Origin of the sequence: Bradyrhizobium sp. 61, from assembly GCF_023073075.1 — a bacterium.
GTDB classification, from domain to species: Bacteria; Pseudomonadota; Alphaproteobacteria; order Rhizobiales; family Xanthobacteraceae; genus Bradyrhizobium; species Bradyrhizobium barranii.
Genome location: NZ_JADPIU010000072.1, coordinates 70094 through 95856 on the forward strand (window position 1 = coordinate 70094; position 25763 = coordinate 95856).

General features: G+C 64.8%; 25 protein-coding genes. 13 read left to right on the forward strand and 12 right to left on the reverse strand.

What is annotated here, in order from left to right:
* The 4 genes from hisG to IVB46_RS27700 all read left to right on the forward strand — a co-directional run bounded on the left by hisG (nucleotide 1) and on the right by IVB46_RS27700 (nucleotide 3953).
* Nucleotides 1-978: an ATP phosphoribosyltransferase gene (hisG, locus tag IVB46_RS27685; RefSeq protein ID WP_247315539.1), complete on the forward strand. Its 978-nt coding sequence runs from the start codon at nucleotides 1-3 to the stop codon at nucleotides 976-978.
* An 85-nt stretch (nucleotides 979-1063) separates the two neighbouring features.
* Entirely contained in the window at nucleotides 1064-2110 is a 1047-nt protein-coding gene (locus IVB46_RS27690; protein WP_063985621.1) for a glycosyltransferase family 2 protein, read from the forward strand.
* Complete coding sequence (locus IVB46_RS27695; RefSeq protein WP_247315541.1) at nucleotides 2107-2952, forward strand: ChbG/HpnK family deacetylase; 846 nt, start codon at nucleotides 2107-2109, stop codon at nucleotides 2950-2952. The genes IVB46_RS27690 and IVB46_RS27695 overlap by 4 nt, the downstream gene beginning before the upstream one ends.
* Before the next feature lie 125 nt (nucleotides 2953-3077).
* Nucleotides 3078-3953: a DUF2076 domain-containing protein gene (locus IVB46_RS27700; protein WP_247315542.1), complete on the forward strand. Its 876-nt coding sequence runs from the start codon at nucleotides 3078-3080 to the stop codon at nucleotides 3951-3953.
* A 73-nt stretch (nucleotides 3954-4026) separates the two neighbouring features.
* Here the strand turns inward: IVB46_RS27700 and IVB46_RS27705 are convergent, their stop codons facing one another.
* The gene (locus tag IVB46_RS27705; RefSeq protein ID WP_085403376.1) at nucleotides 4027-4842 is read right to left on the reverse strand and encodes a L,D-transpeptidase; all 816 of its coding nucleotides are present in this window, start codon (nucleotides 4840-4842) and stop codon (nucleotides 4027-4029) included.
* Between the two features lie 314 nt (nucleotides 4843-5156).
* On the opposite strand from IVB46_RS27705, the gene IVB46_RS27710 reads away from it, so the two are divergent.
* Nucleotides 5157-5936 (forward strand): protein phosphatase CheZ, encoded by a 780-nt coding sequence (locus IVB46_RS27710; protein WP_028157918.1) that lies wholly within the window; start codon nucleotides 5157-5159, stop codon nucleotides 5934-5936.
* Nucleotides 5937-6196: 260 nt separating this feature from the next.
* Here IVB46_RS27710 and IVB46_RS27715 read toward each other — a convergent pair whose 3' ends face one another.
* A complete protein-coding gene (locus tag IVB46_RS27715) occupies nucleotides 6197-6718 on the reverse strand; it encodes a hypothetical protein (RefSeq protein ID WP_063985626.1) in 522 nt (173 codons plus the stop codon).
* A gap of 329 nt (nucleotides 6719-7047) precedes the next feature.
* Here IVB46_RS27715 and IVB46_RS27720 point away from each other — a divergent pair, with 329 nt between their 5' ends.
* The 3 genes from IVB46_RS27720 to IVB46_RS27730 all read left to right on the forward strand — a co-directional run bounded on the left by IVB46_RS27720 (nucleotide 7048) and on the right by IVB46_RS27730 (nucleotide 10439).
* Nucleotides 7048-7344, forward strand: coding sequence for a co-chaperone GroES (locus tag IVB46_RS27720; protein WP_014491914.1), 297 nt, complete (start codon nucleotides 7048-7050; stop codon nucleotides 7342-7344).
* Between the two features lie 108 nt (nucleotides 7345-7452).
* Nucleotides 7453-9084: a chaperonin GroEL gene (groL, locus tag IVB46_RS27725; protein WP_038942497.1), complete on the forward strand. Its 1632-nt coding sequence runs from the start codon at nucleotides 7453-7455 to the stop codon at nucleotides 9082-9084.
* Nucleotides 9085-9227: 143 nt separating this feature from the next.
* The gene (locus IVB46_RS27730) at nucleotides 9228-10439 is read left to right on the forward strand and encodes a hypothetical protein (RefSeq protein WP_247315543.1); all 1212 of its coding nucleotides are present in this window, start codon (nucleotides 9228-9230) and stop codon (nucleotides 10437-10439) included.
* A gap of 146 nt (nucleotides 10440-10585) precedes the next feature.
* Here the strand turns inward: IVB46_RS27730 and IVB46_RS27735 are convergent, their stop codons facing one another.
* A complete protein-coding gene (locus IVB46_RS27735) occupies nucleotides 10586-10984 on the reverse strand; it encodes an META domain-containing protein (RefSeq protein ID WP_247315545.1) in 399 nt (132 codons plus the stop codon).
* 239 nt (nucleotides 10985-11223) lie between these two features.
* Entirely contained in the window at nucleotides 11224-12888 is a 1665-nt protein-coding gene (locus IVB46_RS27740; RefSeq protein ID WP_063985630.1) for an L-lactate permease, read from the reverse strand.
* 307 nt (nucleotides 12889-13195) lie between these two features.
* Here IVB46_RS27740 and IVB46_RS27745 point away from each other — a divergent pair, with 307 nt between their 5' ends.
* On the forward strand, nucleotides 13196-14959 hold the full coding sequence (locus IVB46_RS27745; RefSeq protein WP_085403379.1) for an ABC transporter ATP-binding protein/permease: 1764 nt from the start codon (nucleotides 13196-13198) through the stop codon (nucleotides 14957-14959).
* Between the two features lie 257 nt (nucleotides 14960-15216).
* On the opposite strand, the gene IVB46_RS27750 is transcribed toward IVB46_RS27745, so the two are convergent.
* On the reverse strand, nucleotides 15217-16248 hold the full coding sequence (locus IVB46_RS27750; RefSeq protein ID WP_071909500.1) for a TorF family putative porin: 1032 nt from the start codon (nucleotides 16246-16248) through the stop codon (nucleotides 15217-15219).
* On the opposite strand from IVB46_RS27750, the gene IVB46_RS27755 reads away from it, so the two are divergent.
* The gene (locus IVB46_RS27755; RefSeq protein ID WP_247315896.1) at nucleotides 16181-16489 is read left to right on the forward strand and encodes a hypothetical protein; all 309 of its coding nucleotides are present in this window, start codon (nucleotides 16181-16183) and stop codon (nucleotides 16487-16489) included. The two genes, IVB46_RS27750 and IVB46_RS27755, sit on opposite strands and share 68 nt — an antisense overlap.
* A 200-nt stretch (nucleotides 16490-16689) precedes the next feature.
* Here the strand turns inward: IVB46_RS27755 and IVB46_RS27760 are convergent, their stop codons facing one another.
* The 3 genes from IVB46_RS27760 to IVB46_RS27770 all read right to left on the reverse strand — a co-directional run bounded on the left by IVB46_RS27760 (nucleotide 16690) and on the right by IVB46_RS27770 (nucleotide 19690).
* Nucleotides 16690-17064 (reverse strand): histone, encoded by a 375-nt coding sequence (locus IVB46_RS27760; protein WP_071909499.1) that lies wholly within the window; start codon nucleotides 17062-17064, stop codon nucleotides 16690-16692.
* A 68-nt stretch (nucleotides 17065-17132) separates the two neighbouring features.
* Nucleotides 17133-18455 carry a glycolate oxidase subunit GlcF gene (gene glcF, locus IVB46_RS27765; RefSeq protein ID WP_247315548.1) on the reverse strand — a complete coding sequence of 441 codons (1323 nt, stop codon included), beginning with the start codon at nucleotides 18453-18455 and terminating at the stop codon, nucleotides 17133-17135.
* The gene (locus IVB46_RS27770; protein ID WP_247315552.1) at nucleotides 18452-19690 is read right to left on the reverse strand and encodes an FAD-binding protein; all 1239 of its coding nucleotides are present in this window, start codon (nucleotides 19688-19690) and stop codon (nucleotides 18452-18454) included. The genes glcF and IVB46_RS27770 overlap by 4 nt, the downstream gene beginning before the upstream one ends.
* 220 nt (nucleotides 19691-19910) lie before the next feature.
* Here IVB46_RS27770 and IVB46_RS27775 point away from each other — a divergent pair, with 220 nt between their 5' ends.
* On the forward strand, nucleotides 19911-20396 hold the full coding sequence (locus tag IVB46_RS27775; protein WP_247315554.1) for a putative quinol monooxygenase: 486 nt from the start codon (nucleotides 19911-19913) through the stop codon (nucleotides 20394-20396).
* 45 nt (nucleotides 20397-20441) lie between these two features.
* On the opposite strand, the gene IVB46_RS27780 is transcribed toward IVB46_RS27775, so the two are convergent.
* Nucleotides 20442-21605 carry an acyltransferase family protein gene (locus tag IVB46_RS27780; RefSeq protein WP_247315557.1) on the reverse strand — a complete coding sequence of 388 codons (1164 nt, stop codon included), beginning with the start codon at nucleotides 21603-21605 and terminating at the stop codon, nucleotides 20442-20444.
* Nucleotides 21606-21632: 27 nt separating this feature from the next.
* Nucleotides 21633-23126: an FAD-linked oxidase C-terminal domain-containing protein gene (locus IVB46_RS27785; RefSeq protein WP_247315560.1), complete on the reverse strand. Its 1494-nt coding sequence runs from the start codon at nucleotides 23124-23126 to the stop codon at nucleotides 21633-21635.
* A 264-nt stretch (nucleotides 23127-23390) separates the two neighbouring features.
* On the opposite strand from IVB46_RS27785, the gene cycA reads away from it, so the two are divergent.
* Nucleotides 23391-23786, forward strand: coding sequence for a cytochrome c-550 CycA (gene cycA / locus IVB46_RS27790; protein ID WP_247315563.1), 396 nt, complete (start codon nucleotides 23391-23393; stop codon nucleotides 23784-23786).
* Nucleotides 23787-23804: 18 nt separating this feature from the next.
* Here the strand turns inward: cycA and IVB46_RS27795 are convergent, their stop codons facing one another.
* Nucleotides 23805-24761 (reverse strand): alpha/beta hydrolase, encoded by a 957-nt coding sequence (locus IVB46_RS27795; RefSeq protein WP_247315564.1) that lies wholly within the window; start codon nucleotides 24759-24761, stop codon nucleotides 23805-23807.
* Nucleotides 24762-25089: 328 nt separating this feature from the next.
* Here IVB46_RS27795 and IVB46_RS27800 point away from each other — a divergent pair, with 328 nt between their 5' ends.
* Nucleotides 25090-25272 carry a hypothetical protein gene (locus IVB46_RS27800; RefSeq protein ID WP_063986707.1) on the forward strand — a complete coding sequence of 61 codons (183 nt, stop codon included), beginning with the start codon at nucleotides 25090-25092 and terminating at the stop codon, nucleotides 25270-25272.
* Between the two features lie 7 nt (nucleotides 25273-25279).
* Here IVB46_RS27800 and IVB46_RS27805 read toward each other — a convergent pair whose 3' ends face one another.
* Entirely contained in the window at nucleotides 25280-25540 is a 261-nt protein-coding gene (locus IVB46_RS27805) for a hypothetical protein (RefSeq protein ID WP_028147974.1), read from the reverse strand.
* Between the last annotated feature and the right edge of the window lie 223 nt (nucleotides 25541-25763).

Sequence of the window (25763 nt, forward strand, 5' to 3'; positions counted from 1 at the left end):
ATGAGCGCGCCATTCGTCCTGGCCGTTCCCTCCAAGGGCCGCCTGCAGGAAAACACCGAGGCGTTCTTCGCCCGCGCCGGGCTCAAGCTGTCGAAGGCCGGCGGCGCGCGCGACTATCGCGGCTCGCTCGCGGGCCTCGACAATGTCGAGGTCGCCTATCTCTCGGCGAGCGAGATCGCTTCGCAACTGTCGCGCGGCTTTGCGCATCTCGGCGTCACCGGCGAAGACCTGGTGCGCGAGAACATCGCGGATGCCGACAAGCGCGTGTCCCTGATCGACGGGCTCGGCTTCGGCTATGCCGACGTCGTCGTCGCGGTGCCGCAGGCATGGATCGACGTCCGCACCATGGCCGACCTCGACGACGTCACCACCGGCTTCCGCGAGCAGCATCACATGCGGATGCGGGTCGCGACCAAGTTCATCAACCTCACCCGCACCTTCTTCCAGAGCCACGGCATCACCGATTACCGCATCGTCGAAAGCGCAGGCGCGACCGAAGGCGCGCCGGCGGCCGGCAGCGCCGAGCTGATCGTCGACATCACAACGACCGGTGCGACGCTCGCTGCCAATGGCTTGCGGGTGCTCGACGACGGCGTGATCCTGCGCAGCCAGGCCAATCTGGTCGCCTCTAGGGATGCCGACTGGTCGCCGCAGGCGCGGGAGACCGCGCGCGTCATCCTCGATCACATCGCAGCAAGGGCGCGGGCCAACAAATACCGCGAGGTCCGCACCCGCTTCCAGCAATGCGACGCCGCCCTGCTCGGCGAAGCCCACGAGCGCTTCGGCGTCGAAGCCCCGTTCGGCGGGCCGACCTCGTCGGGCATGCTGACGCTGCACTGTCCGCCGGGTCAGCTCTATGCGCTGGCGAGCTTCCTGCGCGAGCATGGCGCCGAGACCGTCTCGGTGGTTTCGCTCGACTATGTGTTCGACCGGGAGAACCCGCTGTTCGCCAAGCTCGAGGCATTCCTGCGGCAGTGAGCCTCAGGTCCGTTCAGCGTAGCGACAGCAAACGGCAGCTACCATATGCTGTTGAGAACCATGGACGCCTCTGGAACCTTGATCAATGACGCTGGGCTCTGACGTTTCCGGCATGACGACCACCGCGGCCAGTGCCGCCGCGAAGGGGCTGTCGATTGTCGTCCCCGTCTACAACGAGGCGGCGGGCCTCGCCGCCCTGCACCAGCGCATCTGCGATCTCGCCAAGACCTTGCAGCAGCGCTATCGCTTGCGTTGCGAGGTCGTCTATGTCGACGACGGCAGCGCGGACGCGACGCTCTCGATCGCCCGCTCCCTGCCGGCCGACGCGGTCGACGTCCAGGTGGTGTCGCTGTCGCGCAATTTCGGCAAGGAGGCGGCGCTGATGGCCGGCCTCGACCATGCCCGGCTCGGCGCCGTCATGTTCATGGACGGCGACGGTCAGCATCCGCCGGCCCTGGTCGAGCAGCTGGTGCGGCACTGGATCGAGGACGGCTATGACGTCGTCTATACCGCCAAGGCGCATCGCGACAACGAGCCCTTCCTGCGCCGCGTCGCCGTGCGCGGGTTCTATTCGCTGATCAATTGGGGCGCGCGCCAGAAGATTCCTGAAGACGCCGGCGACTTCCGCCTGCTGTCGCCGCGCGCGGTCGCAGCGCTCAGGCAGCTGCCAGAGCGTAACCGCTTCTTCAAGGGCCTCGCGAGCTGGATAGGCTTCCGCCAGATCCGCGTCGATTACGAGCCCGCGCCGCGCACCCATGGTGTGACGACCTTCAGCGCCGCGCGCCTGCTCGGTCTTTCGATCGAAGGGGTGACCTCGTTCTCGGTGGCACCGCTGCGCTTCGCCAGCCTGCTCGGCGTCATCCTCGCCGGCGGCGCCTTCCTGTTCGGCCTCTCGATCCTCTGGGAAGTCTGGACCACGGGCAAGCAGGTGCCCGGCTATCCCTCGCTTGTGATCGGCCTGATGACCATCGGCGGCGTGCAGCTCATCATGATCGGCATCGTCGGCGAATATATCGGCAAGATCCTGTCCGAGCTGAAGGCGCGCCCGATCTACTTCGTCGCCGAGCACAGCGAAAAGCATTTCGAGACCGGGAAGGCCGACGACGCTTCGAAGAGGACGGCCGCCGAATGAGCGCGGCCGCGGGCCTGCGGCGGATCTGGCTCTGCGCCGACGATTACGGCATCAGCCCGGGCGTCAATCGCGCCATCCGCGACCTGATCGAACGCGGCCGTCTCAATGCCACCTCGGTGATGATGGTGGGACCGGCGATCGAGCACAGCGAGATCGCGGCGCTCCAGACGGCGGCGAAGGCGAGCCCGCGCTGCGCGATCGGCTTGCACGTGACATTGTCGGCGCCGTTCCGGCCGCTCACCATGCATTTCCGACCTCTGGACGGCGACATGTTCATGCCGTTCCCGAAACTGCTGCGCGCCGGCCTTGCACGCCGGCTCGACCGCGAATTCTTTCGCAATGAGGTCAGGGCGCAGCTGGCGGCGTTCGCGGAAGCGTTCGGGCGCGCGCCTGACTTCGTCGACGGCCATCAGCATGTGCAGCTCTATCCGCAGGTGCGCGACGGCTTTGTCGATGCGGTCAGCGAAGCCGCACCGAAGGCCTGGGTCCGCCAGGGCGGGCGCGACCTGCCGCTTGTGCAGCGGCTGGCCTCACCAAAAGCCATGGTGCTCGATATCCTGAGCGCGCAATTCCGCCGCCGCGCCGCCAGCGCCGGCCTCAGCTTCAATCCCGGCTTTGCCGGCGCCTATGATTTTACGCGCGAGGCCGATTTCGGCGCGCTGATGCGGCAGTTTCTGGAAGGCCTCCCCGATGGCGGCCTCGTGATGTGCCACCCCGGCTTCGTCGACGATGTCCTCACCGGCCTCGATCCGATGACCGACGTCCGCGAACGCGAGCATGCTTATCTTTCAGGCGATGGGTTTGCGCGCCTGCTGGCCGACAGCGGCGTCACGCTGGGGTGAAACCGGCGGAAAGCAAGCCGCTGGGCAGCTTGTCGCATACCGAAATTTAATCCGGCCGGCACTGTTGGGGCCACAATGGAACCCTACATCTGCCTCGCGCTTGGTTTGAGCGAGGGAGACTGATCATGACGCCGCAGGAACGCCAGCTCGTCGACGAGCTTTTCGACCGGCTTTCGAAACTGGAAAATGCACCGCGGGATCCCGACGCGATCGCCGCGATCTCCGACGGGCTGCGCAAGGCGCCCGGCGCGGTCTACGCACTGGTGCAGACCACGCTATTGCAGGACGAAGCGCTGAAGCGTGCTCATAACCGCATCCAGGAGCTGGAAGCGGCCCATGCGCCCGAGCAGGCGCAGTCCGGCGGCTTCCTCGATACCATGCGCGACTCGCTGTTCGGCGGAGGCCCCTCGCGCGGCTCGGTTCCGAACGTGCCGCCGCGTGACGCGCGGCCGGTCTGGAACACCGGTCAGGCGATGCCGCAGGCGCAGCCCGGTTACGGCGCGCCGCCTCCTTATGGACAGGCCTACGGCCAAGGCCCAGGTCAAGGTCCCGGTCAAGCTCCGGGTCAGGGCTATGGCGCTCCGCCGATGGGCGGTGGCGGCGGCTCGTTCCTCGGCACCGCGGCGGCAGCCGCGGCCGGCGTCGTCGGCGGCTCGCTGCTGCTCTCCAGCATCCGCGGCATGATGGGCGGATCGCACCAGCAGGCCTTCGGCGACACCAACGCGCTCGGCGACCGCAGCGCTGGTGGAAGTCCCTGGGGCGGCAGCGACCAGTCCGGCGGCTCGCTCGCGCGCGATGCCGGTCTCAACGACATCGGCTCCAACCGCGACCGCGACGACGGTTCCCGCCAGGGCTTCACCGACCAGGCGTCGAACGACCGGGACAACAACAACAACGATCAGAACTACGACGACAACGACCACGACAACGGCAATATGGACGTAGCCGACGACGACAGCGACTTCGGCGGCGGAGACGATGGCGGCAGCGACTACGCGTGAGGCTGCCCGATCAGCGCGACAAACAAAAACGGCCGCCCGGAAGGCGGCCGTTTTCATGTCGAACGTCAGGCGCTCACATCACCACGACCTTGGTGCCGACATTGACGCGGCCATAGAGGTCGATGACGTCCTCGTTGCGCATGCGGATGCAGCCTGAGGAGACGTTGGTGCCGATGGTCCAGGGCTCGTTGGAGCCGTGGATGCGGTAGAGCGTCGAGCCCAGATACATCGCGCGCGCGCCGAGCGGGTTTTCCGGGCCGCCTTCCATGTGCCGCGGCAGGTCGGGCCGGCGCGCGATCATTTCCGCCGGCGGCGTCCAGTCCGGCCATTCGCGCTTGGCCGTGATCGACTTCACACCGGACCAGGTGAAGCCGGGACGGCCGACGCCGATGCCGTAGCGCATCGCCCGGCCGTTGCCCTCGACCAGATAGAGGAACTTGTTCGGCGTATCGACCACGATGGTGCCGGCAGTTTCCTTGCCGCTATAGTCGACGGATTGCTTCTCGAATCTCGGATCGAACGGACGCTGGCGCGGATCGACCGCCTCCTGCTGGAGACCTGCGCCTTGCTGATATCCACCCTGCATCTGCGGCTCGCCCATCGGTGGCAGGCGGCGCTGGTCGTAATAGCCGGGCTGCTGCTGATAAACCGGCTGCTGCGGCGCGTAGGCCGGGCCGCGGCCGGGACCGTCACCGAACAGGAACTCGATGAAGCCGCCGCCCATATTCGCATTGGAGGCGACACGCACCGGCGCCGGCTGCACCTGCGGCTGGTAGAGCACCGCGGGCGGATCGTTCGGCACACTATTGTCGAAGGCGCTGGCGCTGTTCGCGCCGGCAATGAAGGTGCAAGCGCTGCCGAGCAGCGCGACAGACATTTTCTTGAACATCGACGTACTCTGTACTGTTTCGTCTAGATCACATGCGTCGTGCAGAGCCGATGGCTGACCGGCGACCGCGACGTGGTCAATAAAGAGCAAAAGCCGCTTTGTTTGGTAAACGTATCAGCCGTTTCGATTCACCACGTCGCGAGCGAGGGTGCAATTTGGCGATCAGCGTTTATTTTCGATGAACGCCGCAGGCCCATGGTTAATCGCTTCTTTTCGCGCCGTCGCGTGCGGCCGCGCAACAGTTCCCGCTGTGAACCTCGTGTTAAATTGCTTCTGCCTACAAAGACGCGTGAGTGAGGTGGGGGGAGTTCCTGATGGCTATTCACCGCAAACGTTTTCGTGTCGAGGAGGCTATTGTCGGCGAGATGCCCAGCCCCGAAATGATTGAGGAGGCTGCGCCGATGCATAACGAGATCATGGCGGAGCTGCGTGCGATCCGCGCACAGATGGCGAAGGGCACCGTGCCCTTGTCCGGCAGCGCGGCCATGGCGGCGATCGACGCTTCCACTGCCCACGAGCTCTCTGAAGCTCGTACCATGCTCGATACCTACCGGGCACAGATCGAGCAGTGCGAGAAGCTGAAGGTCGAGCTCGACCTCATCCACGACGCCATCGATCGCACCAAGCGCGAGATCGCGACGCTGCACGGCAAGAGCTTCGACGGCGGCGAGATGGCCAAGGTCAATGGCGAGCTCGGCGCGGTCGTCGGCGGCACCGAGCAGGCGACCCAGCAGATCCTCGAAGCCGCCGAATCGATCGACCAGGCGGCCAGCGCGATGTCCAAGGTGCAATCGGCCGACCAGCAGAAGCGGCTCGCCGACGACATCCAGGAACGCGTCATCTCGATCTTCGAAGCCTGCAACTTCCAGGACCTGACCGGCCAGCGCATCAGCAAGGTCATGACCACGATGAAGTTCATCGAGCAGCACATCAATGCGATGATGGAGATCTGGGGCGGCGTCGACGCGATCAAGGCCCATGTGCCCGCGCCGGCCGACACCCGCAGCGAGGACGAAAAGCTCCTCAACGGCCCCAAGCTCGCCGGCGACGTCGGCCACGCCTCGCAGGACGACATCGACGCGTTGTTTGACTGATCGGGCGCGACATTACGGAAAAACAAAACGCCGGCGCTGAGCCGGCGTTTTTTTGTTTTGGAGCCATCCCCTCCACTGTCATCGCCCGGCCTTGACCGGGCGATCCAGTATTCCAGAGGCGGCGGTGATTGAGCCGAGAGGCCGCGGCGTACTGGATGCCCCGGTCCCGGCTCCGCCAAGGCTACGCCGAGGCCCAGACGAGCGCTCGGCTCGCCGAAGCTTCAGCGAAGGCGGCAAGCCGCGGCATGACGAAGGAGAGACTACGCCCGCGGCGCGCAGCGGACGTAGACCATGTTGCCGTAGCGGGTGGCGGCGTCCTTGTCGATGAAGCGGGTGATCAGGACGCGGCCGTCGAAGGAGACGATCTCGCGGTCCTGCTCGCCGGGGGTGGGACCCGCCGGCCCGATGTAGTTCTTGCCGCTGGGCGAGCCCTTCAGCCGCAGCTCCTGCGGCGTCGCCTGGTCGGCGAGATGCATGATCACGCCGCCGGAGGAACCGGCGGTGATCACGTAGGGATTCTTGCACTGCGCCCGGGCCGCGGCCTCGGTGCGGGCGCGGTCGGCCGGGTTCTGGAACGAGGCAAGACCCCAGCGGCCGACGATCTCGTCGGCGCGGATGCTCGCCGGCATTTCCGGGCCGGTGCCGGGCTCAGCCTCGGGCGGCGGCGAAGACGACGAGAACGACGGCAGGCTCATACCGCCGCCGCAGGCGCCAAGCAGCAGCGCCAGGCAGGAGGCGGCCGCCAGATTGGCAACCGTGCGTGCGTGAGCTGACCTGATCATGACATTCCCCCGAGCAAACCGTCCCCCAAATGAGACCCCGACCGCATCCCTCCTGCAGCCAAGCGCAAAACCGCTGTCGGAGCAATGACGTCCTTTATACGCCAGCGCGACCAATAAGTTTCTCCAGACACGATCCTATATCCGCCTCACCAATCGCTTAACCACCCTTGCTTGACAGGATCGCGGCCAAGCCATATTTCCGGGCGCACTATTAGCACTCGGAAAGCCCGATTGCTAAGCGCGCCGTTCGATCCTCGGCAAGAGGGTGGACGGACGCCGCCCCTACCCACTTCCATTCCTTCCGAAGCGAGCCTCCAAAGGGAAACGTCATGGCTAAATCCAAATTTCGTCCGCTGCATGACCGCGTCGTGGTCAAACGTATCGACGCCGAGGAAAAGACCAAGGGCGGCATCATCATTCCGGACACCGCCAAGGAAAAGCCGTCCCAGGGCGAGGTCGTCGCCGTCGGCCCCGGCGGCCGCGACGAGGCCGGCAAGCTGATCCCGATCGACCTCAAGGTCGGCGACCGCGTGCTGTTCGGCAAGTGGTCGGGCACCGAGGTCAAGATCGACAACGAAGAGCTCCTGATCATGAAGGAGTCGGACATCATGGGCGTCATGGCCTAAGGCCGTCAGCCTGAACAGCCGCTGAATGTCATGCCCGGATCGCGCGATCCGGGCATTCGGTCATTCCGCAAGCGGTAGACACGTCACGAAACACGAGGGATTGAAGAAATGGCTGCCAAAGACGTCAAGTTTTCCGGAGACGCGCGCGAACGCATGCTGCGCGGCGTCGACATTCTCGCCAACGCCGTCAAGGTGACGCTCGGTCCGAAGGGCCGCAACGTCGTCATCGAGAAGAGCTTCGGCGCACCCCGCATCACCAAGGACGGCGTCACCGTCGCCAAGGAGATCGAGCTCGAGGACAAGTTCGAGAACATGGGCGCGCAGATGCTGCGCGAAGTCGCCTCCAAGACCAACGACACCGCGGGCGACGGCACCACCACCGCGACCGTGCTGGCCCAGGCCATCGTGCGCGAAGGCGCCAAGGCGGTTGCCGCCGGCATGAACCCGATGGACCTCAAGCGCGGCATCGACACCGCGGTTACGGCTGTCATCAAGGACATCGAGAAGCGCGCCAAGCCGGTCGCCGCCTCCTCCGAGGTCGCCCAGGTCGGCACCATCTCGGCCAACGGCGATGCCGCCATCGGCAAGATGATCGCCCAGGCAATGCAGAAGGTCGGCAACGAGGGCGTCATCACCGTCGAGGAGAACAAGTCGCTCGACACCGAGGTCGACATCGTCGAGGGCATGAAGTTCGACCGCGGCTATCTGTCGCCCTACTTCGTCACCAACCCCGAGAAGATGACCGCCGAGCTCGAGGACGCCTACATCCTCCTGCACGAGAAGAAGCTGTCCGGCCTGCAGGCCATGCTGCCGGTGCTGGAAGCCGTGGTGCAGTCGGGCAAGCCGCTCGTCATCATCGCCGAGGACGTCGAGGGCGAGGCGCTGGCCACCCTGGTCGTCAACCGCCTGCGTGGCGGCCTGAAGGTCGCCGCCGTCAAGGCGCCGGGCTTCGGCGACCGCCGCAAGGCCATGCTCGAGGACCTCGCGATCCTCACCGGCGGCCAGCTCATCTCTGAGGACCTCGGCATGAAGCTCGAGAACGTCACGGTGAAGATGCTCGGTCGCGCCGGCAAGGTCGTGATCGACAAGGAGAACACCACGATCGTCAAGGGCGCCGGCAAGAAGCCGGAGATCGAGGCCCGCGTCGGCCAGATCAAGGCCCAGATCGAGGAAACCACCTCGGACTACGACCGTGAGAAGCTCCAGGAGCGCCTCGCCAAGCTCGCCGGCGGCGTCGCGGTGATCCGCGTCGGCGGCGCGACCGAGATCGAGGTCAAGGAGAAGAAGGACCGCGTCGAGGACGCGCTCAACGCCACCCGCGCCGCGGTGCAGGAAGGCATCGTCCCCGGCGGCGGCGTCGCGCTGCTGCGGGCCAAGAAGGCGGTGGGCCGTCTCACCAACGCCAATGCCGACGTCCAGGCCGGCATCAACATCGTGCTGAAGGCGCTGGAAGCCCCGATCCGTCAGATCTCCGAGAACGCGGGCGTGGAAGGCTCGATCGTGGTCGGCAAGATCCTGGAGAACAAGTCCGAGACCTTCGGCTTCGACGCCCAGAACGAGGACTATGTCGACATGGTCGAGAAGGGCATCATCGATCCCGCCAAGGTGGTCCGCACCGCGCTGCAGGACGCCTCGTCCGTGGCCGGCCTGCTGGTGACCACCGAGGCCATGGTCGCCGAAACGCCGAAGAAGGAAGCTCCGCCCGCCATGCCGGGCGGCGGCGGCATGGGCGGCTTCTAAGCCTCCGTTCCGTTACAATGTTGCGAAGGCCGCCTCCGGGCGGCCTTCTTTTTTGCCGACCCTGCCCCTTCTGCTTTCCAATTCAACCGGCGGCCAAAACCCACTACGGTGGCGCGCCGATTCGATTGCGCGAGGATTCATCGATGCGTGCGCTTCTGGTTTGTTCGACAGCCCTTTTGGCGGCCCTGCTTGCCGTCTCGCCCGATGTCGCATCGGCCCAGATGAAGCTGTCGCCGAAGGCCACGGCGCCGGGCGGGACGGAGACCCGCTATTTCACCTCGATCGACGGCCTGATGGACGGCAATGCCGACGTGATCCTGAAGGAGACGCGGCAGGGCAAGACGGTGACGGCGGCCGTGCTCGACGTCTGCTATCCCGTCGCAAAGAATTCCGACCGCAAGGACCGCTTCGTCGTCAATCTCCAGGTCGCGGGCCAGAACCTGACGGGCACGACGCAGAGCCTCGGCGAGAAGGCGCCCGTCACCGTCAAGCTGCTGCGCAAACAATCCGGCGACACGTTCGAGTTCCGCGGCCAGATCGCGATCGGCCAGGCCGTGACCGAGGTCACCTCGCCCGACAATTCCGATCTCAGCGAGAAGGAATTTCAGGACAACCAGACCTCCGACGACGGCATCACGCCGCAGCCGAAGGATTTCACCGACGTCTCTCCGGAAGCGATCGCGGTCAAGGTCAAGCTGGATGCGGCGACCGAGTTCCTGAAGAGCCTGAAGGGCCAGGACGTCGAGGTGACGCTGGCGAGCCTGACCGTCGGCTGCGACGCGCTGCGTGCCGGCGAGCAGACCATCAACATGTCGGTCGATCCGGAACGCGCCGGCGCGCTGCTGGCGAAGTTCAAGGCGATGCCCGGCGTCACCGCGGCGGGCTGGACCGCGGGCATGACCGAGATGGACCGCACCATCCGCTTTCCCGCGGCCGATTGGCGCGACGGCGACAAGATCAGCCGTGACAAGCTCGCCTCAGCCGTCGCCGGCGTGCTGAGCCGGACGCTTGCGGCAAAGCAGGTCTCGCACAGCTTCAACCCGGCCACCGGCAAGCTCAAGCTCGTCTTCAAGCGGCCGAACCAGGATTTTCCGGCACTCGAGCTCACCGACACGATCGAGGTTGCAGGCCTCATCTCGCCCGACAAGCCCGGCACGACCGACAAACTGATGCTGTGGATCGGCAGCCCCTCGACCACGACCGCCGATGAGAGCAGCGGCGCCAAGCTCAATCTCTCGGATGACGCTTCGGCCGACGAGGAGGGCGATCAGCCCGACGACAACGGCTCAGTCGAGGCCCTCGCGAAAGAGCTGAAAGGCCAGCGCTGGGACGCCGACAAGTCGGTGTGGAAGTAGACTCTCGTGCCCCGGACGCAGCGCAGCACGTCAGTGATGCGCTGCAGAGCCGGGGCCCAGAGGCCGCAAGCGAAGTCGCCGATCGAGTCTGGGTCCCGGCTCTGCGCAGCAGCGTTGCACGCTGCAGCGCATCCGGGACACGAGACCTAATTCCCCGTCGTCCTGAAGCGCAGCGGCTTGGGACCGATCAGCGTCAGCACGTCGCCCTGGCGCTTCCAGGTCTCGACGCTGCCCAGCGCCGCGACGAGCTCGTCGTCGGCCTGCGCTCTGGCCGGCGGGCAGGAACGATCCTGGATCTGGCCGGGCATGAAGATCACCGTGTTGCCGGCGACCGAGAACTGGCCCTTGCCGCCCTTGCACCAGAGCTCCAGCACGACTTCGCCATTGTCGCCGATCTCGATGTTCGGAATCCGCTTCGAGCCCGGCTGCGGCAGGGCCTCCAGCGTCATCTCGGTACCGAACGGAAAACCGTCCTCTGCACGCGCGAGCGTGGACATCGCGAGCATTGCAACCGCCAAACACGCCATCTGCTTTAGCGAAACCATGAGACCTCTCGACCGACCTGATTTGCGGCACCTTCTATAAGACGGCGACGCAGTTGAGAAGGTTCGCGGACGCTAAAGCGCGATGAGATTGGGATGAATCGTCATCGCGCTTCAGGTTGTTGTTTGAGCATGATTTTTTCGGAAAACCGCTTCGCACTTTTCCGGATCATGCATCAGATGCAAAAATCCCCGCAAGGCGAAGCCCTGCGGGGATTTGCGTTGAAGCGAGACGTGGCCTGCTACTTCAGCACCATCGCCGTGAACGGCCAGACATAGGCCTGCAACGTCACGAACAGGCCGACTAGGGAGGCCAGCACGATCGAGTGCCAGAATACGAAGCGCAGGATCGTGCCCTCATGGCCGTACCAGTTGGTGGCAGTGGAGGCGACCACGATCGATTGCGCGTCGATCATCTTGCCCATCACGCCGCCGGACGAGTTGGCCGCGGCCATCAGGATCGGCGACAGGCCGAGCTGCTCGGACGTGATCTTCTGGAGGTTTCCGAACAGCACGTTGGAGGCGGTGTCCGACCCCGTCAGCGCCACGCCGAGCCAACCGAGCAGCGTGCCGAAGAAGGGATAGAGCACGCCCGTTGCGGCAAAGGCGAGGCCGAGCGTTGCGTCGACGCCGGAGAGCCGCGTCAGCGTCCCGATTGCGAGCATCGCCGAGATCGTGATCAGCGAGATCGCGCAGAGCCGGATGGTGCGGCCGTATTGGATCAGCAGCCTGCCGGGACCGACACCCATCAGGAAGCCGGAGATGATCGCGGCAATCAGCATGCCTGTGCCGGTGAAGGACAGGTAGGTGAAGCCGAACACCGCGCTCTCTTTGGTCGGCCCTGGCGCGACCGGCGGCATCTTGTTGATCATCTGATGCAGCTCGGGAACGGGATAGTTCCAGGTGAAGATCGAGTTCGCCCAGGTCTTGAAGCCGCCATTGCCCCAGACCAGCATCACGATGCAGACGATGATCCACGGCAGCAGCGCGCTGAACAGCTCGCTCTGCGTCAGCGGCGTCTTGTCGAGCGGCTTGGCCGCGGCCATCGTGGCGGCCGATTCATCGCGGCCGCGCAGCGCCGGCGACAGCCAGAGCTGCCTCGGTTGCCAGACCTTCAGGAACAGGATCAGCGCGCCCATCGAGATCAGCGACGCCCCGATGTCGACGATCCAGGGATTGATGAAGTTCGAGATCACGAATTGCGGGACCGCGAACGACACGCCGGTGACCAGGATTGCCGGCCAGACGTCCTTCATGCCCTTCCAGCCCGCAAACGCCCACACCACCCAGAACGGCACGATCAGAGAGAAGATCGGCAACTGCCGTCCGACCATCGCGCCAAGGATGTAGGGATCAAGCCCGGTGACGGAGGCAAGACCCTGGATCGGTGTGCCCAGCGCGCCAAAAGCGACCGGCGCGGTATTGGCGATCAGCGACAGGCCGGAGGCCGCGAGAGGCGAGAAGCCGAGCCCGATCAGCACGGCGCCCGTGATGGCGACCGGCGTGCCGAAGCCCGAGGCTCCCTCGAAGAAGGCGCCGAAGGAGAACGCGATCAGCAGCAATTGCAGCCGCCGGTCCTCGGTGACGCCGCCGACCGCGCGCTTCAAAAGTTCGAAGCGCCCGGTGGTGACCGTCACCTGGTAGAGGAAGATGACGTTGAGAACGATCCAGCCGATCGGGAAGAAGCCGGTCACGATGCCGAGGATCGAGGCGCGGATCGACATGTTCGCCGGCATGGTGAACACGAAGATCGTGATCAGGTTGGCCACGATCACGGCGATGATCGCCGCGATGTGGGCCTGGACGCGACCGCTCGCGATCAGGATCAGCAGCGTGACGACGGGTATTGCCGCGGCGATCGTCGACAGCACCGGACTGTGCAGCGGGTCATAGACTTGATTCCACATGGTCTTCCTCCCCCACGCCTGTTGCGGCAGGCGGCCCGCGTGGACAGCCGAGCCTGCTTGACGCTGGAAGCGATAACCCCCGAGCTGGACGCGAATTCCTCGCGAGTGCGGCGGTTCCCGTCCGCTCACAAGCCCGCGAAGTCCCGGAGGCCCCCACCCCGCGCCGTTGTACCCATGCTAGGGTTGCAAGCTGCGACAAGCCAACGCAAATTGCTGAACTTGCGACTTTAGTCTAAGCGCTTTCTGCCGTTGCCACAGCCATTTGGCCTATGGCCGTTGTGCACATCCCCTCAGGAGACAGAGCTCTGTGAAGAACATCAGCGCCACGCTCGCGATCGTCTGGCGAATCGCCGTCCCCTATTTCCGCTCGGAGGACAAGTGGGCCGGCTGCGGCCTGCTCGCCGCCGTGATCGCAATCGAGCTGGCGCTGGTCGCGATCGACGTGCTGGTGAACCAGTGGCAGAACCGGTTCTACAGCGCGCTCCAGAACAGCGACTGGGACGCCTTCGTCACGCAGATCTGGATCTTCATCGGTCTCGCCTTCACGGCGATCGCGCTGGCGGTCTACAAGCTGTACCTGAACCAGTGGCTCCAGATCCGCTGGCGGCAGTGGCTCACCCAACACTATCTCCGCGAATGGCTCGACGGCTCGACGCATTACCGCATGCAGCTCAAGGGCGATGCGGCCGACAACCCGGACCAGCGCATCACCGACGACGTCAAGAACTTCGTCGAGCAGACCCTGACGATCGGGCTCGGCCTGCTGTCGGCGATCGTGACGCTGTTCTCCTTCGTGATCATCCTCTGGGGCCTGTCCAATGCCGCGCCGCTGCACCTGTTCGGCACCGATCTCATGATCCCCGGCTATCTGTGCTGGGGCGCGCTGATCTACGCGATCTTCGGCACCGCGTTGACGCACTGGATCGGCGCCCCGCTGGTCAATCTCAATTTCGAGCAGCAGCGCTATGAGGCCGACTTCCGCTTCAACCTCGTCCGCGTCCGCGAGAATTCCGAGCAGATCGCGCTGCTCAAGGGCGAGGGTGCCGAACGCGGCGGTCTCTTCCGTCGCTTTGGCTTCGTGATCGGCAACTGGTACGCCATCATGAGCCGGACCAAGCGCCTCACCGCGTTCACGGCGAGCTATCAGCAGGCTGCCGTGATCTTTCCCTACGTGCTGGTGGCGCCAGCCTTCTTCGCCAAGAAGATCCAGCTCGGCGACATGATGCAGACGGCATCGGCCTTCTCGAGCGTCCAGGGTGCGCTGTCGTTCTTCGTGGTGGCCTACCGGGCGCTGGCGGAATGGCGCGCGATCGTCGCCCGTCTCGACGGCTTCGAGATGTCGGTGGCCTCGGCCGCACACCCGCCGACGCATGAGCCGACCATCGGCCTTGCACCATCCGGCAGCACGACGGCGATCGCGCTCAAGCAGCTGCTCGTGAAGCTACCGAACGGTGCGCCTCTGGTCGCAGCCGATGCCTTCACGATCCAACCGGCGGAGCGGGTCTTGGTGACCGGGCCGTCGGGCTCCGGCAAGTCGACGCTTTTCCGGGCCATCGCCGGCGTCTGGCCGTTCGGCACCGGCACCATCGCCATACCCGGGAAATCGAAGCTGATGATGCTACCGCAGCGCCCCTACTTCCCGATCGGCCCGCTAGGCGACGCGGTCATCTACCCGGCAGAACATGGCGCCGTCGCACCGGAGAAAATCCGGGACGCACTCATTGCGGTCGGCATGCCGAAGCTGGCCGAGCGACTCGACGAGGACGGTCATTGGAATAGGACGCTCTCGCTCGGCGAGCAGCAGCGCCTGGGGCTCGCGCGCGCCCTGCTGCACGTGCCGGATTATCTGTTCCTCGACGAGGCCACGGCGTCGCTGGACGAACCATCGGAAGCCCGGCTGTACCGGCTGCTGGCGGAGAAGCTGCCGCAGGCCACCATCGTCTCGATCGGCCACCGCTCGACCCTCGACGCCTTCCACACCCGCAAGGTGGCGTTGGTGAAGGATGGCGAGATCCACGTTCTCGGCAAGGACGGCGAGCCGGCCCAGGCGGAGCCGACCGCGGCGAGCTGAGGTGGCACAACCAAGCCTGAGGCTAACCTCGATAGGACCTTCGTTGCAGCCATCCTTCGAGACGCCCGCCTCCGGCGGGCTCTTCACGATGAGGTCTGTCCTCGCGGCAAGATCCTGGACCCTCATGGTGGGGAGCGCCGCCCTTGCGGCGCGTCCCGAACCAAGCAGGCCGGGCGCTCTCACAGACGACCCTACGCCCAAAGCAAAAGGGCGGCAGATTGCTCTGCCGCCCTCGTTAGGTCGTCTCGGGAAGAAACTTACTTCAGGTTGGTCATCGCCGTCAGGTCGACCGAGAGCTTGGCGACGCCGGCCGCGCTGCACCAGTTGGAGCCGAACGCCGTGGCCGCGTTCGCGCCGCCATTGATGGGCGTCACGAAACCGGGGCTGGAGTTGGTAGCCGAGAAATCGCTGGTGAAGGCGTTGCAGTTGCCCTTCGAGAGGTCGGTGTCGTAGTAGCGCAGATCGAGGGTGAACACCTTGTAGGTGAAGCCGACGCCGACGTTCCAGGTGTTGTAGCTCGGCTCCTTGATGCCGTTGGAGTACAGCGGGTCGCCGGCAATGCCGTAGAAGATGTCGGAGGTGCCGAGCCACTGACGGCCGAATTCACCCGACACATACATGCCGACGCCGCTGGCACCGAACGTGGTGCTCGGCGCGGTCCACTTGGCGGTGATCGAGGCGTAGTTGCCCCAGGCACCGAGGTTCAGGAAGTTCGGCGAATAGTACTCGTTGAAACCAACGACCCACTGATCATTGATGTTGAGATTCAGCTTGGCATAGACTTCGTAGAAGCTTGCGTCCTTCTTGGCGAAGTTGCCGTTGATCGGCAGGCCGATCGCGCCCTGCGAATTGTCGAGGCCGGTGCCGCAATTGCCCTGGGCGAGGGTGCCCTGCGAACCGAAGCAGCTTCCGCCCGGATAGAGGTAGCCCCAGATACCGAAGTCGAAGGCGAACATGCCGAAGGTCGGGCGGATACCGCCGTAGATGTCGACTTCAGCCGCGGCGCGGTTCGGGAACGAGATGCTCTCCGCGGACGCACCGACGTAGAGCTGGAGGTCCTTGTTGACGTTGTAGCGCGGCTCGAAATAGGCGGCGACCGACGGATTGTGGTTCGACTGAGTAACGCCGCGGAAGATGTAATCGCTCATGATGCCGGCGCCGAAGGCGACATCCCAGGGGTCAAAGGCGGGCGGCGGCGGGGCCTTCAGAGCCTTGACCGGCATGTCTGCCGCGAAAGCCGAACCCGTCACCATTGCCAGCGCCGTTGCCAACAAAGCCACTTTTTTCATTTCAATCCCCATCACCAGTTCCACCCAGTCGGTTTCCCGGAAGCCCCCCGGGCCGTACGACCTGACTGCAAAATTTCGTTACCGCGACAATCTGGCTGGGAGGATGCGAACCGTGAAGCAAAAATCACGGGCATCTGCCGACTTTTTGGGCGTTCTGACGATTCCACAGAAGGTTATCCGCCTGTGTTGCTTCTCGATCACATTATTTGCATTCCAAAGTGCACAGAGCCGCCCGGATTAATACGGGAGCCGCCGGTGCAGTGGTGCCTGTGACACGAATCGGACTGACGAAAGAGAAACGACAACCCGACCGCGACCATTGTGACGATGCAAAAAGGCCGCAGCGTCACCGCTGCGGCCTTCCTGTTGTCGGTCGTTGTCGTCGGGATGGACCCAGCCTTTGCCCTCACCTTGGACCTGACTTGGACCCTACCTCGGGGCCTAACCTTGCCCCTCAGCCGGCGTCGGCTCCGCAGAAGACGAAGGCATCGCCCAGCTTGTCTCGGCGGCGGGCTCCGGAGCCGGAGCCGCCACCGGCGCTGAGGGCTTCGGCGCAGGAGCTGCCTTCGCCTTCTTCGGCGCCGCTTTCTTTGCGGCCTTCTTCGGTGCAGCCGGCTTGGCAGCCTTCTTGGCCGACTTCTTCGCAGCCTTCTTGGCGGCCTTCTTCGGGGCGGCCTTCCTGGCAGATTTCTTCGCAGACTTCTTGGCAGACTTTTTCGCGGACTTCTTGGCTGCCCTCTTCGCGGTCTTCTTCGCCGCTACAGCCTTCTTGGCCTTTTTGGCCTTCTTGCTTTTTTTCTTCTTCGCTTTCGCCATCGTGGTCCTCCTGTTGCCGCCGAACAATGGTCGATCGGGCGTCTTCAGCCGTCACCTCCGGACGAAGGCTAGCTCGAGGCATTCAATGCCGGCCGCGACCCGCCCGTAGCCCAATCGAGAAGCTCAATCGTGTGTACGACCGGAACTGACGTGCCACTGGCAATCTGCACCATGCAGCCGATATTGCCCGCGGCAATCATGTCCGGCTTGACGCTTGCGATGTTGGCGACCTTGCGGTCGCGCAACCGGCCCGCAAGCTCGGGCTGGAGAATGTTGTAGGTCCCCGCCGAGCCGCAACACAAATGGCTCTCCGGCACATCTTTCACCACGAATCCATTCTTGGAAAGCAATTCTTTCGGAAGGCCCGTGATTTTCTGCCCGTGCTGCAACGAACACGCGGAGTGATAGGCGACGACGATATTGTCCTGTGGCGTAGTGGTCGCGAGCTCGAGGCCGGCGACGAATTCGGTGATGTCCTTGGCGAGCGCGGACACCTGCGCCGCATCGGCGGCGAAAGCCGTGTCCTCGCGCAGCAGATAGCCGTAGTCCTTGATCACCGTGCCGCAGCCGGAGGCCGTCACCAGGATGGCGTCGAGCCCCTCGCCGGCCGCTTCCTTTCGCCACGCCGCGATGTTGGCGCGGGCCCGCGCCAATGCATCCTGGTCGTTGCCCAGATGATGGGTCAGCGCGCCGCAGCACTGCTCGTCCCGGACCAGGACAACCTCGATGCCGTGGCGGGTGAGGAGGCTGATGGCGGCCTGGTTGATGCGCGGCGCCAACACCTGCTGGGCACAGCCCTGCAACAGCGCGACCCGGCCGCGCTTCTTGCCGAGTGCCGCGAACACGCTGCCCGGGAGCGGGCCAGGCGACGGCAGACGGTTCGGCGCCAGCGCCAGCATGGCCTTGAGGCGCGGGATCAGGCCGGGCGTCGCCGATGGCCGCGGCGTCGGCAGGAATACGGCAAGCGGACGGGCGAGGCGCGCCAGCCACATGCTGGTGCGGAAGAGCTGCGGATTCGGCAGGACAAAGGCCAGCACCTGGCGCAACAGCCGCTCCGTCAGCGGCCGCTGATAGCGCTGCTCGATCCTAACCCGGGCCTGGTCGACGAGGTGCATGTAGTTCACCCCTGAGGGGCAGGTCGTCATGCAGGACAGACACGACAGGCAGCGGTCGACATGCTTGACCACCTCGGCCGTCGGGGTCTGGTCCTTCTCCAGCATCTCCTTGATCAGGTAGATGCGGCCGCGCGGGCTATCGAGCTCGTCGCCGAGCAGCACATAGGTCGGACAGGTTGCAGTGCAGAAGCCGCAATGGACGCAGGCGCGCAGGATCTTGTCGGCTTCCGCGATGTCGGGGTCGGCGAGCTGCGCCAGTGAGAATTCGGTCTTCATGCCGCAGCGCTCCGCGTCAGCCGCCCCCGGTTGAGAATGGTTTTCGGATCGAAACTGGCGCGGACCCGATCGCTCAGCGCGGCAATGCCGGGCGCCTGCGGATGGAACACGTCGACACCGCGCCTGACGTCCTCGGCCGCCCGGATCAGCGTGGCGTGCCCGCCGACCGCATCCGCGCGCTGGCGCACGGCCGGGGCATGCGCGTCGGCCTTCGGCGGCAGCGCGGCCCAGATCAGGCCGCCGCCCCAATCGTAGATGATGTCGCCGCCGGTCTCGCGCGCCAGTTGGGTCCCGAGCGCCGCGCCGGAAGCCGGCGGACAAACGATCCGCCACACCGGCCAGGCCCCAACTGCACCGCCGGCCGCGAACGGCAGGACGTCGCGGATCGTGGCCCACAATGCGGCGGACGCCACATCCTCGACCAGCGTCGCGGTTCCGAACGGCGCCAGCAATTCGCGCAGCGAGCCGGCGCGGTGCGCGGCGGACGCCGTGATGCCCTCGAGCCGCAGCACGGTTAGCGCTTCGCCCTGGCTGGCGATGTCGCCAAGCCCGTCGGTCTTCGCCCGGAAGGCCGATTTCGGCAGATGCGCGGCGGCGGAGACGTCGAAGGGCGAGCCGAGCGCCGCGGTCATCGCCTTGTTGGCGACGGCATCGTCGAGCCCGCGCAGCAGCAGCGTCCGCTCCGCTTCGGGCTTCGGCATCACCTTGAGCGTCACCTCGGTCATCACCGACAGCGTGCCCCAGGACCCCGCCAGCAGCTTGCAGAGGTCGTAGCCGGTGACGTTCTTCACCACCTTGCCGCCGGTCTTGAAGCTGTCGCCGAAACCCGAGACGGCGTGGGCCCCGAGCAGGTGATCGCGCGCCCCGCCCGCCTTGATCCGCCGCGGACCGGCGAGGCCGGCCGCGATCATGCCGCCGATGGTGCCTGATACCGGCGTGCCGAGCAGCGGCGCGGTGTTCATCGGCTCGAAGGCGAATTGCTGGTTCTTGGCGTCGATCAGCGACAGCACGTCGGCCAGCGGGGCGCCGGCCTGGAGCGTGACGATCAGCTCGTTGGGTTCGTAGGAGGTGACGGCATTCAGCGCGGAGAGGTCGAGCACGGCGTTGGTCGCCATCGTGTGGCCAATGCTGCGCTTGCTGCCATGACCGATGATCTCGAGCGGCTGCTCGTTGGCAATCGCCGCGCGCACCACCTCTTCGACGTCTTTGGCGTCTCTGACCCTGAGCGTATCCACGGGAAAAGGCGGTAGCGAAATTCGCCGCCAAAATCAAATGCGGCGTGACGCCGGCGATCATCGCCGGTGCAGTCGGGGATCCTGCACGGGCGACCACAACGCTTCGATCATGATCGAAGCGTTCACGACATCGACACTTCGACCAGCGGCGAACCAAAGCCGGCAGGCCCTCGCTACAAGCTGCGCCGATCGCGATCGAGGCCAACCGATGGAGACAAGCATGCGATCGACACATCAGCGGCTGGTGCCGCGCGTCCACGAAGCGTTCAGCCGCAGGTCGGTGATCCGGGCCTTCGGAGCCGTCCTGGCGATCTATCTCTCGCCATGGGCGGCGACGTCATCTCAAGCCCAGCAGCAAGGAGCAAGGACCATGAACCACTATGCCACGCAGAAATCCCTCAGCGACGCCGTCGACGGCGGCGGCCTGCTCGTCGTCGCGCAATGGGAGGCGAAGCCCGGCGAGGCCGACAAGGTCGCCGCGATCCTCGACCGCTTCCTTCCGGAGGCGCAGCGCGAGGACGGCGTCAAGCTGTTCCTGATCTCGCGCGCCAAGGACAATCCGGCCCAGTTCCTGTTCTACGAGCTGTTCCGCGACGAGGCGGCTTTCAAGGCGCATCAGGAGAGCGCACATTTCAAGACCTGGATCGCCGGCGAAGCCCTGCCGCTGCTGGCGAAGCGCGAACGGGCTCAATACGCACTCATGTAAACACCAGCTCGTATGCCGCGGTTCGATCCGGACCGCGGCATACGACTATATGATCGCGCGCAGCGGCGATCTGCGCAGGATCAATGCCGAGACGGCCAAGCTGCCGATCGCGGCCAACATGGTCAGCAGGAGCGCCTTCGTGAGTGCGAAGAGCGGCAGTGCGTGCAGAAGCAGGGCAAAGCCGACCAGGATCGGCGGATGGATCAGGTAGACGCCGAAGGCGTTGTCCGAGAGCCATTTGGCGACCGGCCCTTGCGCGTCGAAATAGCGGCGGTAGACGGCCAGCATCAAGAGACCCATGCCGACGCAGACCAGCGCCTCCCACAGGCACTTCCCGGCACTGACGAAGTTGAAGCCGCCTGCATAGAGCGCGGTGTCACCCTGCAGGCCTCCCCCGAACAGCACGAGCGCTGCAAACAGCGGCACAGAGAGCGACAGCGCGAGCAGTCCCCAGCGGATACAGGAGCGCGCGGCAAGCCCAAGCATCCAATTGCCGCGATAGCCGACGGCGCCGGCTGCGAACATGAGAGCGTATTGCGGGAGATCGCCGGGGTGAACGTTGAGCACGGAGGTATCGGCGTGGATGGCAATGCGAACGGCGAAGGTGAGTGCCGCCATGGCCGCAACGAACAGAACAATCCCCGTGCCGCACAGCGCAACCTTGGGCTCCCGCCATCCAGTCTGGCGGATCAGGCCATAGAGGAGCGAGACCAGCAGCAGCACCGCGCAAAACCACATCGGTCCCGTCTCGGAAAGCCATTCGCCGTCCATCAGATGGGTCAGCCATTGATGGCCGAAACCGCCCTTGCCCCAAGTCCATGACAGAAAATACTGCGTCAGCGGGCCGATCACCAACATGTAGAGCAAAGTCGGCAAGCCGAGCCTGACCAGCCGATCACGCGCAAATTTCGAAAGTCCTTTCCGATCGAAGGCGCCGACAGCGAAATAGCCGGCGATGAAGAATAGCGCGGCCATGAAGAAGGCCTGGAGGAAGCTCTGATAGATGCCGAAGAAGAGGGCCGTGCCGAAGCCGGTCTCCCGCCGGTCGACATAGTACCAATTGCCGAACGGACTGTAGGTGTCGGCTGCGTGCATGCTCAGCACGAGAATGATCATCGACCAGCGGATGTTGTCGATGAAGAGCAGGCGCGACTTCGCCAGCGGCCTGCCCGGCGCTTCTTTCGTCACACTGATCCGAACGTCCGCCATGTCGCCGCCATGCCGCGTATCCGACCGTCAGAACCGCGGAATGTCCGGGAATGCCACCTTCCCGGCATGCACATGCATGCGGCCGAGCTCGGCGCAGCGGTGCAGGGTCGGAAACACTTTTCCGGGATTGAGCAGGCCCTGCGCGTCGAAGGCGCATTTCAGCCGCTGCTGCTGGTTGAGGTCGATCTCGGTGAACATGTCGGGCATCAGGTCGCGCTTCTCGATGCCGACGCCGTGCTCGCCGGTGAGCACGCCGCCGAACTCGACGCAGGCGCGCAGGATGTCGGCGCCGAAGGCTTCGGCGCGCTCGATCTCGCCGGGCTTGTTGGCATCGTAGAGGATCAGCGGATGCAGATTGCCGTCGCCGGCGTGGAACACGTTGGCGCAGCCGAGCTGGTACTTCTCCGAAAGCTCCCGGATGCGCGCCAGCGCCTTCGGCAGCGCGCCGCGCGGGATCGTGCCGTCCATGCAGAGATAATCGGGCGAGATGCGGCCAACGGCCGGAAACGCCGCTTTGCGGCCGGCCCAGAACAAATTGCGCTCGGCTTCCGAGGTCGAGATCTGGCAGGTGGTCGAGCCGCAAGCGTTCGCAATGGTCTCGACGCGGGTGATCAGCTCGTCGACCTCGATCTTGGGACCGTCGAGCTCGATGATGAGCAGCGCTTCGACGTCGAGCGGATAGCCGGCATGAACGAAGGCCTCGGCTGCGTGGATCGCCGGCTTGTCCATCATCTCCATGCCGCCGGGAATGATGCCGGCGCCGATGATGCGCGCCACGCATTCGCCGGCCGCCTCGACCTGCGCGAAGCCGACCATCAGCGCCCGCGCCGTTTCCGGCTTTTGCAGGATGCGCACCGTGATCTCGGTGATGACCCCGAGCAGACCTTCCGAGCCGGTGATGACGCCCATCAGGTCGTAGCCGGTGTGCTCCGCCGACTTGCCGCCGATGCGCAGGATCTCGCCGCTCATCAGGACAATCTCGCAACCGAGCACGTTGTTGGTGGTCATGCCGTATTTCAGGCAGTGCACGCCGCCGGAATTCTCCGCGACATTGCCGCCGATCGAGCAGGCGATCTGCGAGGACGGATCGGGGGCGTAGTAGAAGCCGGCATGCGCGACCGCCTGGCTGATGGCGAGATTGGTGACGCCGGGCTCGGTGACGACGACGCGGTTGTCGAAATCGATCTCGCGGATCCGCTTGAACTTGCCGAGGCCGAGCAGCACGCCATCTTCCAGCGGCAGCGCGCCCCCGGACAGCGAAGTGCCGGAGCCGCGCGGAACCACCTTGATCCCCTGCCCGGCACAATATTTCAGGACGAGCGAGACCTGCTCGGTGGTGTCGGGCAGCACCACGACCATCGGCGGTTGCCGATAGGCCGTCAGCCCGTCGGATTCGTAGGCCCGCATCTCGGAGGCGCTGTCGATCACGCCCTCGCCGGGCACGATTGCGCGCAATGCAGCCACGATCTCAGCGCGGCGCGCCAGCACGGTCTGGTCGCTCGCGGGCATCATGATGGCCATAACATATCCTTCCGACTCGTAGCCCACGATCAAATTATCGCGGCAAATCAACCACGTCCGCGCCTGTTTGGGTAGGCCATCCGAAAGTCGGAGCGGCCATCTTCGGCGAGTTCGCTCTGGGACAAGTAGGACAGCATGAAACCTGTCATGGTTTCGCGGCTTGTCCAAGCCGGGCGGGCCTGCCAAAACCGGCGGGTCCGTCGTTTGCCGACCAGGCAAGACCGACCAGCCTAGACCCACCAGGGAAGAGACGAAGAGCACCCGATGACAAAACTGACTTTTGGCGCACTGATGATCCTCACCATGACTGCCACCGCACCCGCCGCGATGGCGCAGGATGTTGCGGCCGGCAAATCGTCGTTCAACAAATGCCTAGCCTGCCACGCCATCGGCGAAGGCGCCAAGAACAAGGTCGGCCCCGAGCTCAACGGCCTCAACGGCCGCAAGTCAGGCACCGCGCCGGACTACAATTATTCGGATGCGAACAAGAATTCCGGCATCACCTGGGACGAAGCCACGTTCAAGGAATACATCAAGGACCCCAAGGCCAAGATCCCCGGCACCAAGATGGCGTTCGCCGGCATCAAGAACGAGAACGAGATCAACAATCTCTGGGCCTTCGTCGCGCAGTTCGACAAGGACGGGAAAATCAAGCAGTAAGCGCGTGAACGGCGGCCGCTAGTGGGCGGCCGCCTGCGCCGGGACGATTTGACCGATCATCGTCTCGATCTCCGTCTTCACCAGATCCGGCACAGCGTTCTGCACCATGTGGCCGAGATCGGGCAGCACGATCAGCTTTGCACCCGGCACCATCGCGGCGAAGGGACGCGCGTGGATGGCGGTCTTCACCGTCTTGTCGGGCTCGCCAGCGATGATCGTGACCGGCGCCTTGATCTCTCCGTAACGCGCAGCCTGCGCCGTCACCGCTTCCTTCAGCGTCACCAAATCATAGGCATTGGCGATGAACTCGCGCGGGCGCAGCAGCAGCGGCGTCGCGGAGTCCTGCACGAAACCATCCGGCATGGTCTGCGGCAGGAAGACGCTGCGCGCGCCGGCCTCGGCAACGAAATACCCCATCGGCAACGTGATGGTGTAGGCGAGCAGCGGGCCGATCACCGGCGTTGCGATGATCTCGTTGTAGCGGCCGACGCCGCCGCGCCAGGGATGGGTCACCGGCGCCAGCATGACAAGACCGGCGACGCGGCCGGGATGATCGAGCGCGATCCGCGCGCCGAGCGCACCGCTCCAGGAATGCACGACGAAGACCGCGCGATCGATCCCGAGCTTACGAAGCGCCTCGTCAATCATCCGGGCCTGGATCTCTGGCGTCGAATCCTGCCGCCGCATCCGCGTGCTCCAGCCGTGACCGGGACGGTCGATCAAAATGACGCGATGGTCTTTGGCCAGGAGGTCGCCGAGCGGACGCCGCATCGCTTCGAGATTGGAGCTCGCGCCATGCAGCATCACGATCGGCATGCCTGAACCGCGCGGACCGATATCGACGACATGAAGCACAGCGCCGTCGACCTCGACCATCCGGCCCTGAGGCGGAAAGGCGCGTTGCACGGCGAGGACGCCGGCCTGCGTGGCCAGCGCCAGCAGCACCAGCGCGGTCACGACTGACATCACGATCATGGAGAGAATCCAGACGATCCAGGGCACCTGGCAGTTACGAGACTAGCGGGCGGCAGTTTCGCTCCGTGGAACCCGGCGCTCCACTTGAAAAGCCGGGGCTGTGGATATGTGCATAATTCGAGCATGAAAAAAGGCAATAAAATCAATGGCATTCCCCGCAGCGCGCAAGCCTCGGACCAGCTTCATGCAGTCGTCATCGCGGCTTCCATATAATCGCCACGGTCGGTTCCGCCATCTAGGCGCGGGTGGGCGCCGATCCTCCTCGCAAACTCCAAGGGGATGCGGGAAGGCCGGCAGGATGTGTCCTGATTTGAACCGGAGAATGTCGATGAGCTTCAGATCCAAAGACACTGCGATCGACGAGATCGTGGCGAGCTGCAACGGTGACCTGCGCGGTGCAGTGCGGGCACTGCTTCTGATCAACGAGCATCTCGAGACGGAGCTTGCAAAGGCTTACGCCGCGGCCGCCGATCACGGCCTTGTCGAGCGCGCCGGTAGCGTCCTGCACTAAGTGCAGGCTAGTTCGTTCCGTCCTCGTCCTTTTCCTCGTCGGGTGTGACCGCAGGGCAGGCGCGGATCGTCGAACGGGCAAGCTTGGCATCGGCCCTAGACTTGTAGGGACCGTCGCCGAACCAGATGTCGCCGATGATCACGGGATTGCTGGTTACGATGTTGCATTTGCCCGTGGCGCGATTGCCGACCACCCAGAACAAGCCGTCGGCGAGGCTCACCGAGCCCGACGCGAGCAGCAATACACCTGCAAAGATCAAACGCTTCATGGCCGTGCTCCTGCCATGCAGGTAGGCCTGCGCGCGCTCCAACAATACCCCTGAGAACGCCGCACGTGTGATCGTGGTTAATCCGCGCACGCTGCAATCACTCGGGAAATGATCAACTTGTCCGCTAGGAGCCCGTCCAGTTATCGTTTTGGCTGGTTAGATTTCATTACGATAGCCCGCTCATGCGGTACTGGCGAGGTTGCCGAGCTTGACGAGGTTGTGG

Excerpts from the sequence above, each read along its gene's own strand:
- IVB46_RS27760 (WP_071909499.1), bottom strand. The coding sequence starts at position 17,064 with ATGGCGAAAGCGAAGAAGAAAAAAAGCAAGAAGGCCAAAAAGGCCAAG.
- IVB46_RS27720 (WP_014491914.1), top strand. The coding sequence starts at position 7,048 with ATGGCTAAATCCAAATTTCGTCCGCTGCATGACCGCGTCGTGGTCAAA.
- IVB46_RS27695 (WP_247315541.1), top strand. The coding sequence starts at position 2,107 with ATGAGCGCGGCCGCGGGCCTGCGGCGGATCTGGCTCTGCGCCGACGAT.
- IVB46_RS27800 (WP_063986707.1), top strand. The coding sequence starts at position 25,090 with ATGAGCTTCAGATCCAAAGACACTGCGATCGACGAGATCGTGGCGAGC.
- IVB46_RS27710 (WP_028157918.1), top strand. The coding sequence starts at position 5,157 with ATGGCTATTCACCGCAAACGTTTTCGTGTCGAGGAGGCTATTGTCGGC.
- IVB46_RS27730 (WP_247315543.1), top strand. The coding sequence starts at position 9,228 with ATGCGTGCGCTTCTGGTTTGTTCGACAGCCCTTTTGGCGGCCCTGCTT.
- IVB46_RS27700 (WP_247315542.1), top strand. The coding sequence starts at position 3,078 with ATGACGCCGCAGGAACGCCAGCTCGTCGACGAGCTTTTCGACCGGCTT.
- IVB46_RS27780 (WP_247315557.1), bottom strand. The coding sequence starts at position 21,605 with ATGGCGGACGTTCGGATCAGTGTGACGAAAGAAGCGCCGGGCAGGCCG.
- IVB46_RS27805 (WP_028147974.1), bottom strand. The coding sequence starts at position 25,540 with ATGAAGCGTTTGATCTTTGCAGGTGTATTGCTGCTCGCGTCGGGCTCG.
- IVB46_RS27755 (WP_247315896.1), top strand. The coding sequence starts at position 16,181 with ATGTCTGCCGCGAAAGCCGAACCCGTCACCATTGCCAGCGCCGTTGCC.
- IVB46_RS27740 (WP_063985630.1), bottom strand. The coding sequence starts at position 12,888 with ATGTGGAATCAAGTCTATGACCCGCTGCACAGTCCGGTGCTGTCGACG.
- hisG (WP_247315539.1), top strand. The coding sequence starts at position 1 with ATGAGCGCGCCATTCGTCCTGGCCGTTCCCTCCAAGGGCCGCCTGCAG.
- IVB46_RS27705 (WP_085403376.1), bottom strand. The coding sequence starts at position 4,842 with ATGTTCAAGAAAATGTCTGTCGCGCTGCTCGGCAGCGCTTGCACCTTC.
- IVB46_RS27750 (WP_071909500.1), bottom strand. The coding sequence starts at position 16,248 with ATGAAAAAAGTGGCTTTGTTGGCAACGGCGCTGGCAATGGTGACGGGT.
- glcF (WP_247315548.1), bottom strand. The coding sequence starts at position 18,455 with ATGAAGACCGAATTCTCACTGGCGCAGCTCGCCGACCCCGACATCGCG.
- IVB46_RS27690 (WP_063985621.1), top strand. The coding sequence starts at position 1,064 with ATGACGCTGGGCTCTGACGTTTCCGGCATGACGACCACCGCGGCCAGT.
- IVB46_RS27775 (WP_247315554.1), top strand. The coding sequence starts at position 19,911 with ATGCGATCGACACATCAGCGGCTGGTGCCGCGCGTCCACGAAGCGTTC.
- IVB46_RS27785 (WP_247315560.1), bottom strand. The coding sequence starts at position 23,126 with ATGGCCATCATGATGCCCGCGAGCGACCAGACCGTGCTGGCGCGCCGC.
- cycA (WP_247315563.1), top strand. The coding sequence starts at position 23,391 with ATGACAAAACTGACTTTTGGCGCACTGATGATCCTCACCATGACTGCC.
- IVB46_RS27735 (WP_247315545.1), bottom strand. The coding sequence starts at position 10,984 with ATGGTTTCGCTAAAGCAGATGGCGTGTTTGGCGGTTGCAATGCTCGCG.
- IVB46_RS27795 (WP_247315564.1), bottom strand. The coding sequence starts at position 24,761 with ATGATCGTGATGTCAGTCGTGACCGCGCTGGTGCTGCTGGCGCTGGCC.
- IVB46_RS27715 (WP_063985626.1), bottom strand. The coding sequence starts at position 6,718 with ATGATCAGGTCAGCTCACGCACGCACGGTTGCCAATCTGGCGGCCGCC.
- groL (WP_038942497.1), top strand. The coding sequence starts at position 7,453 with ATGGCTGCCAAAGACGTCAAGTTTTCCGGAGACGCGCGCGAACGCATG.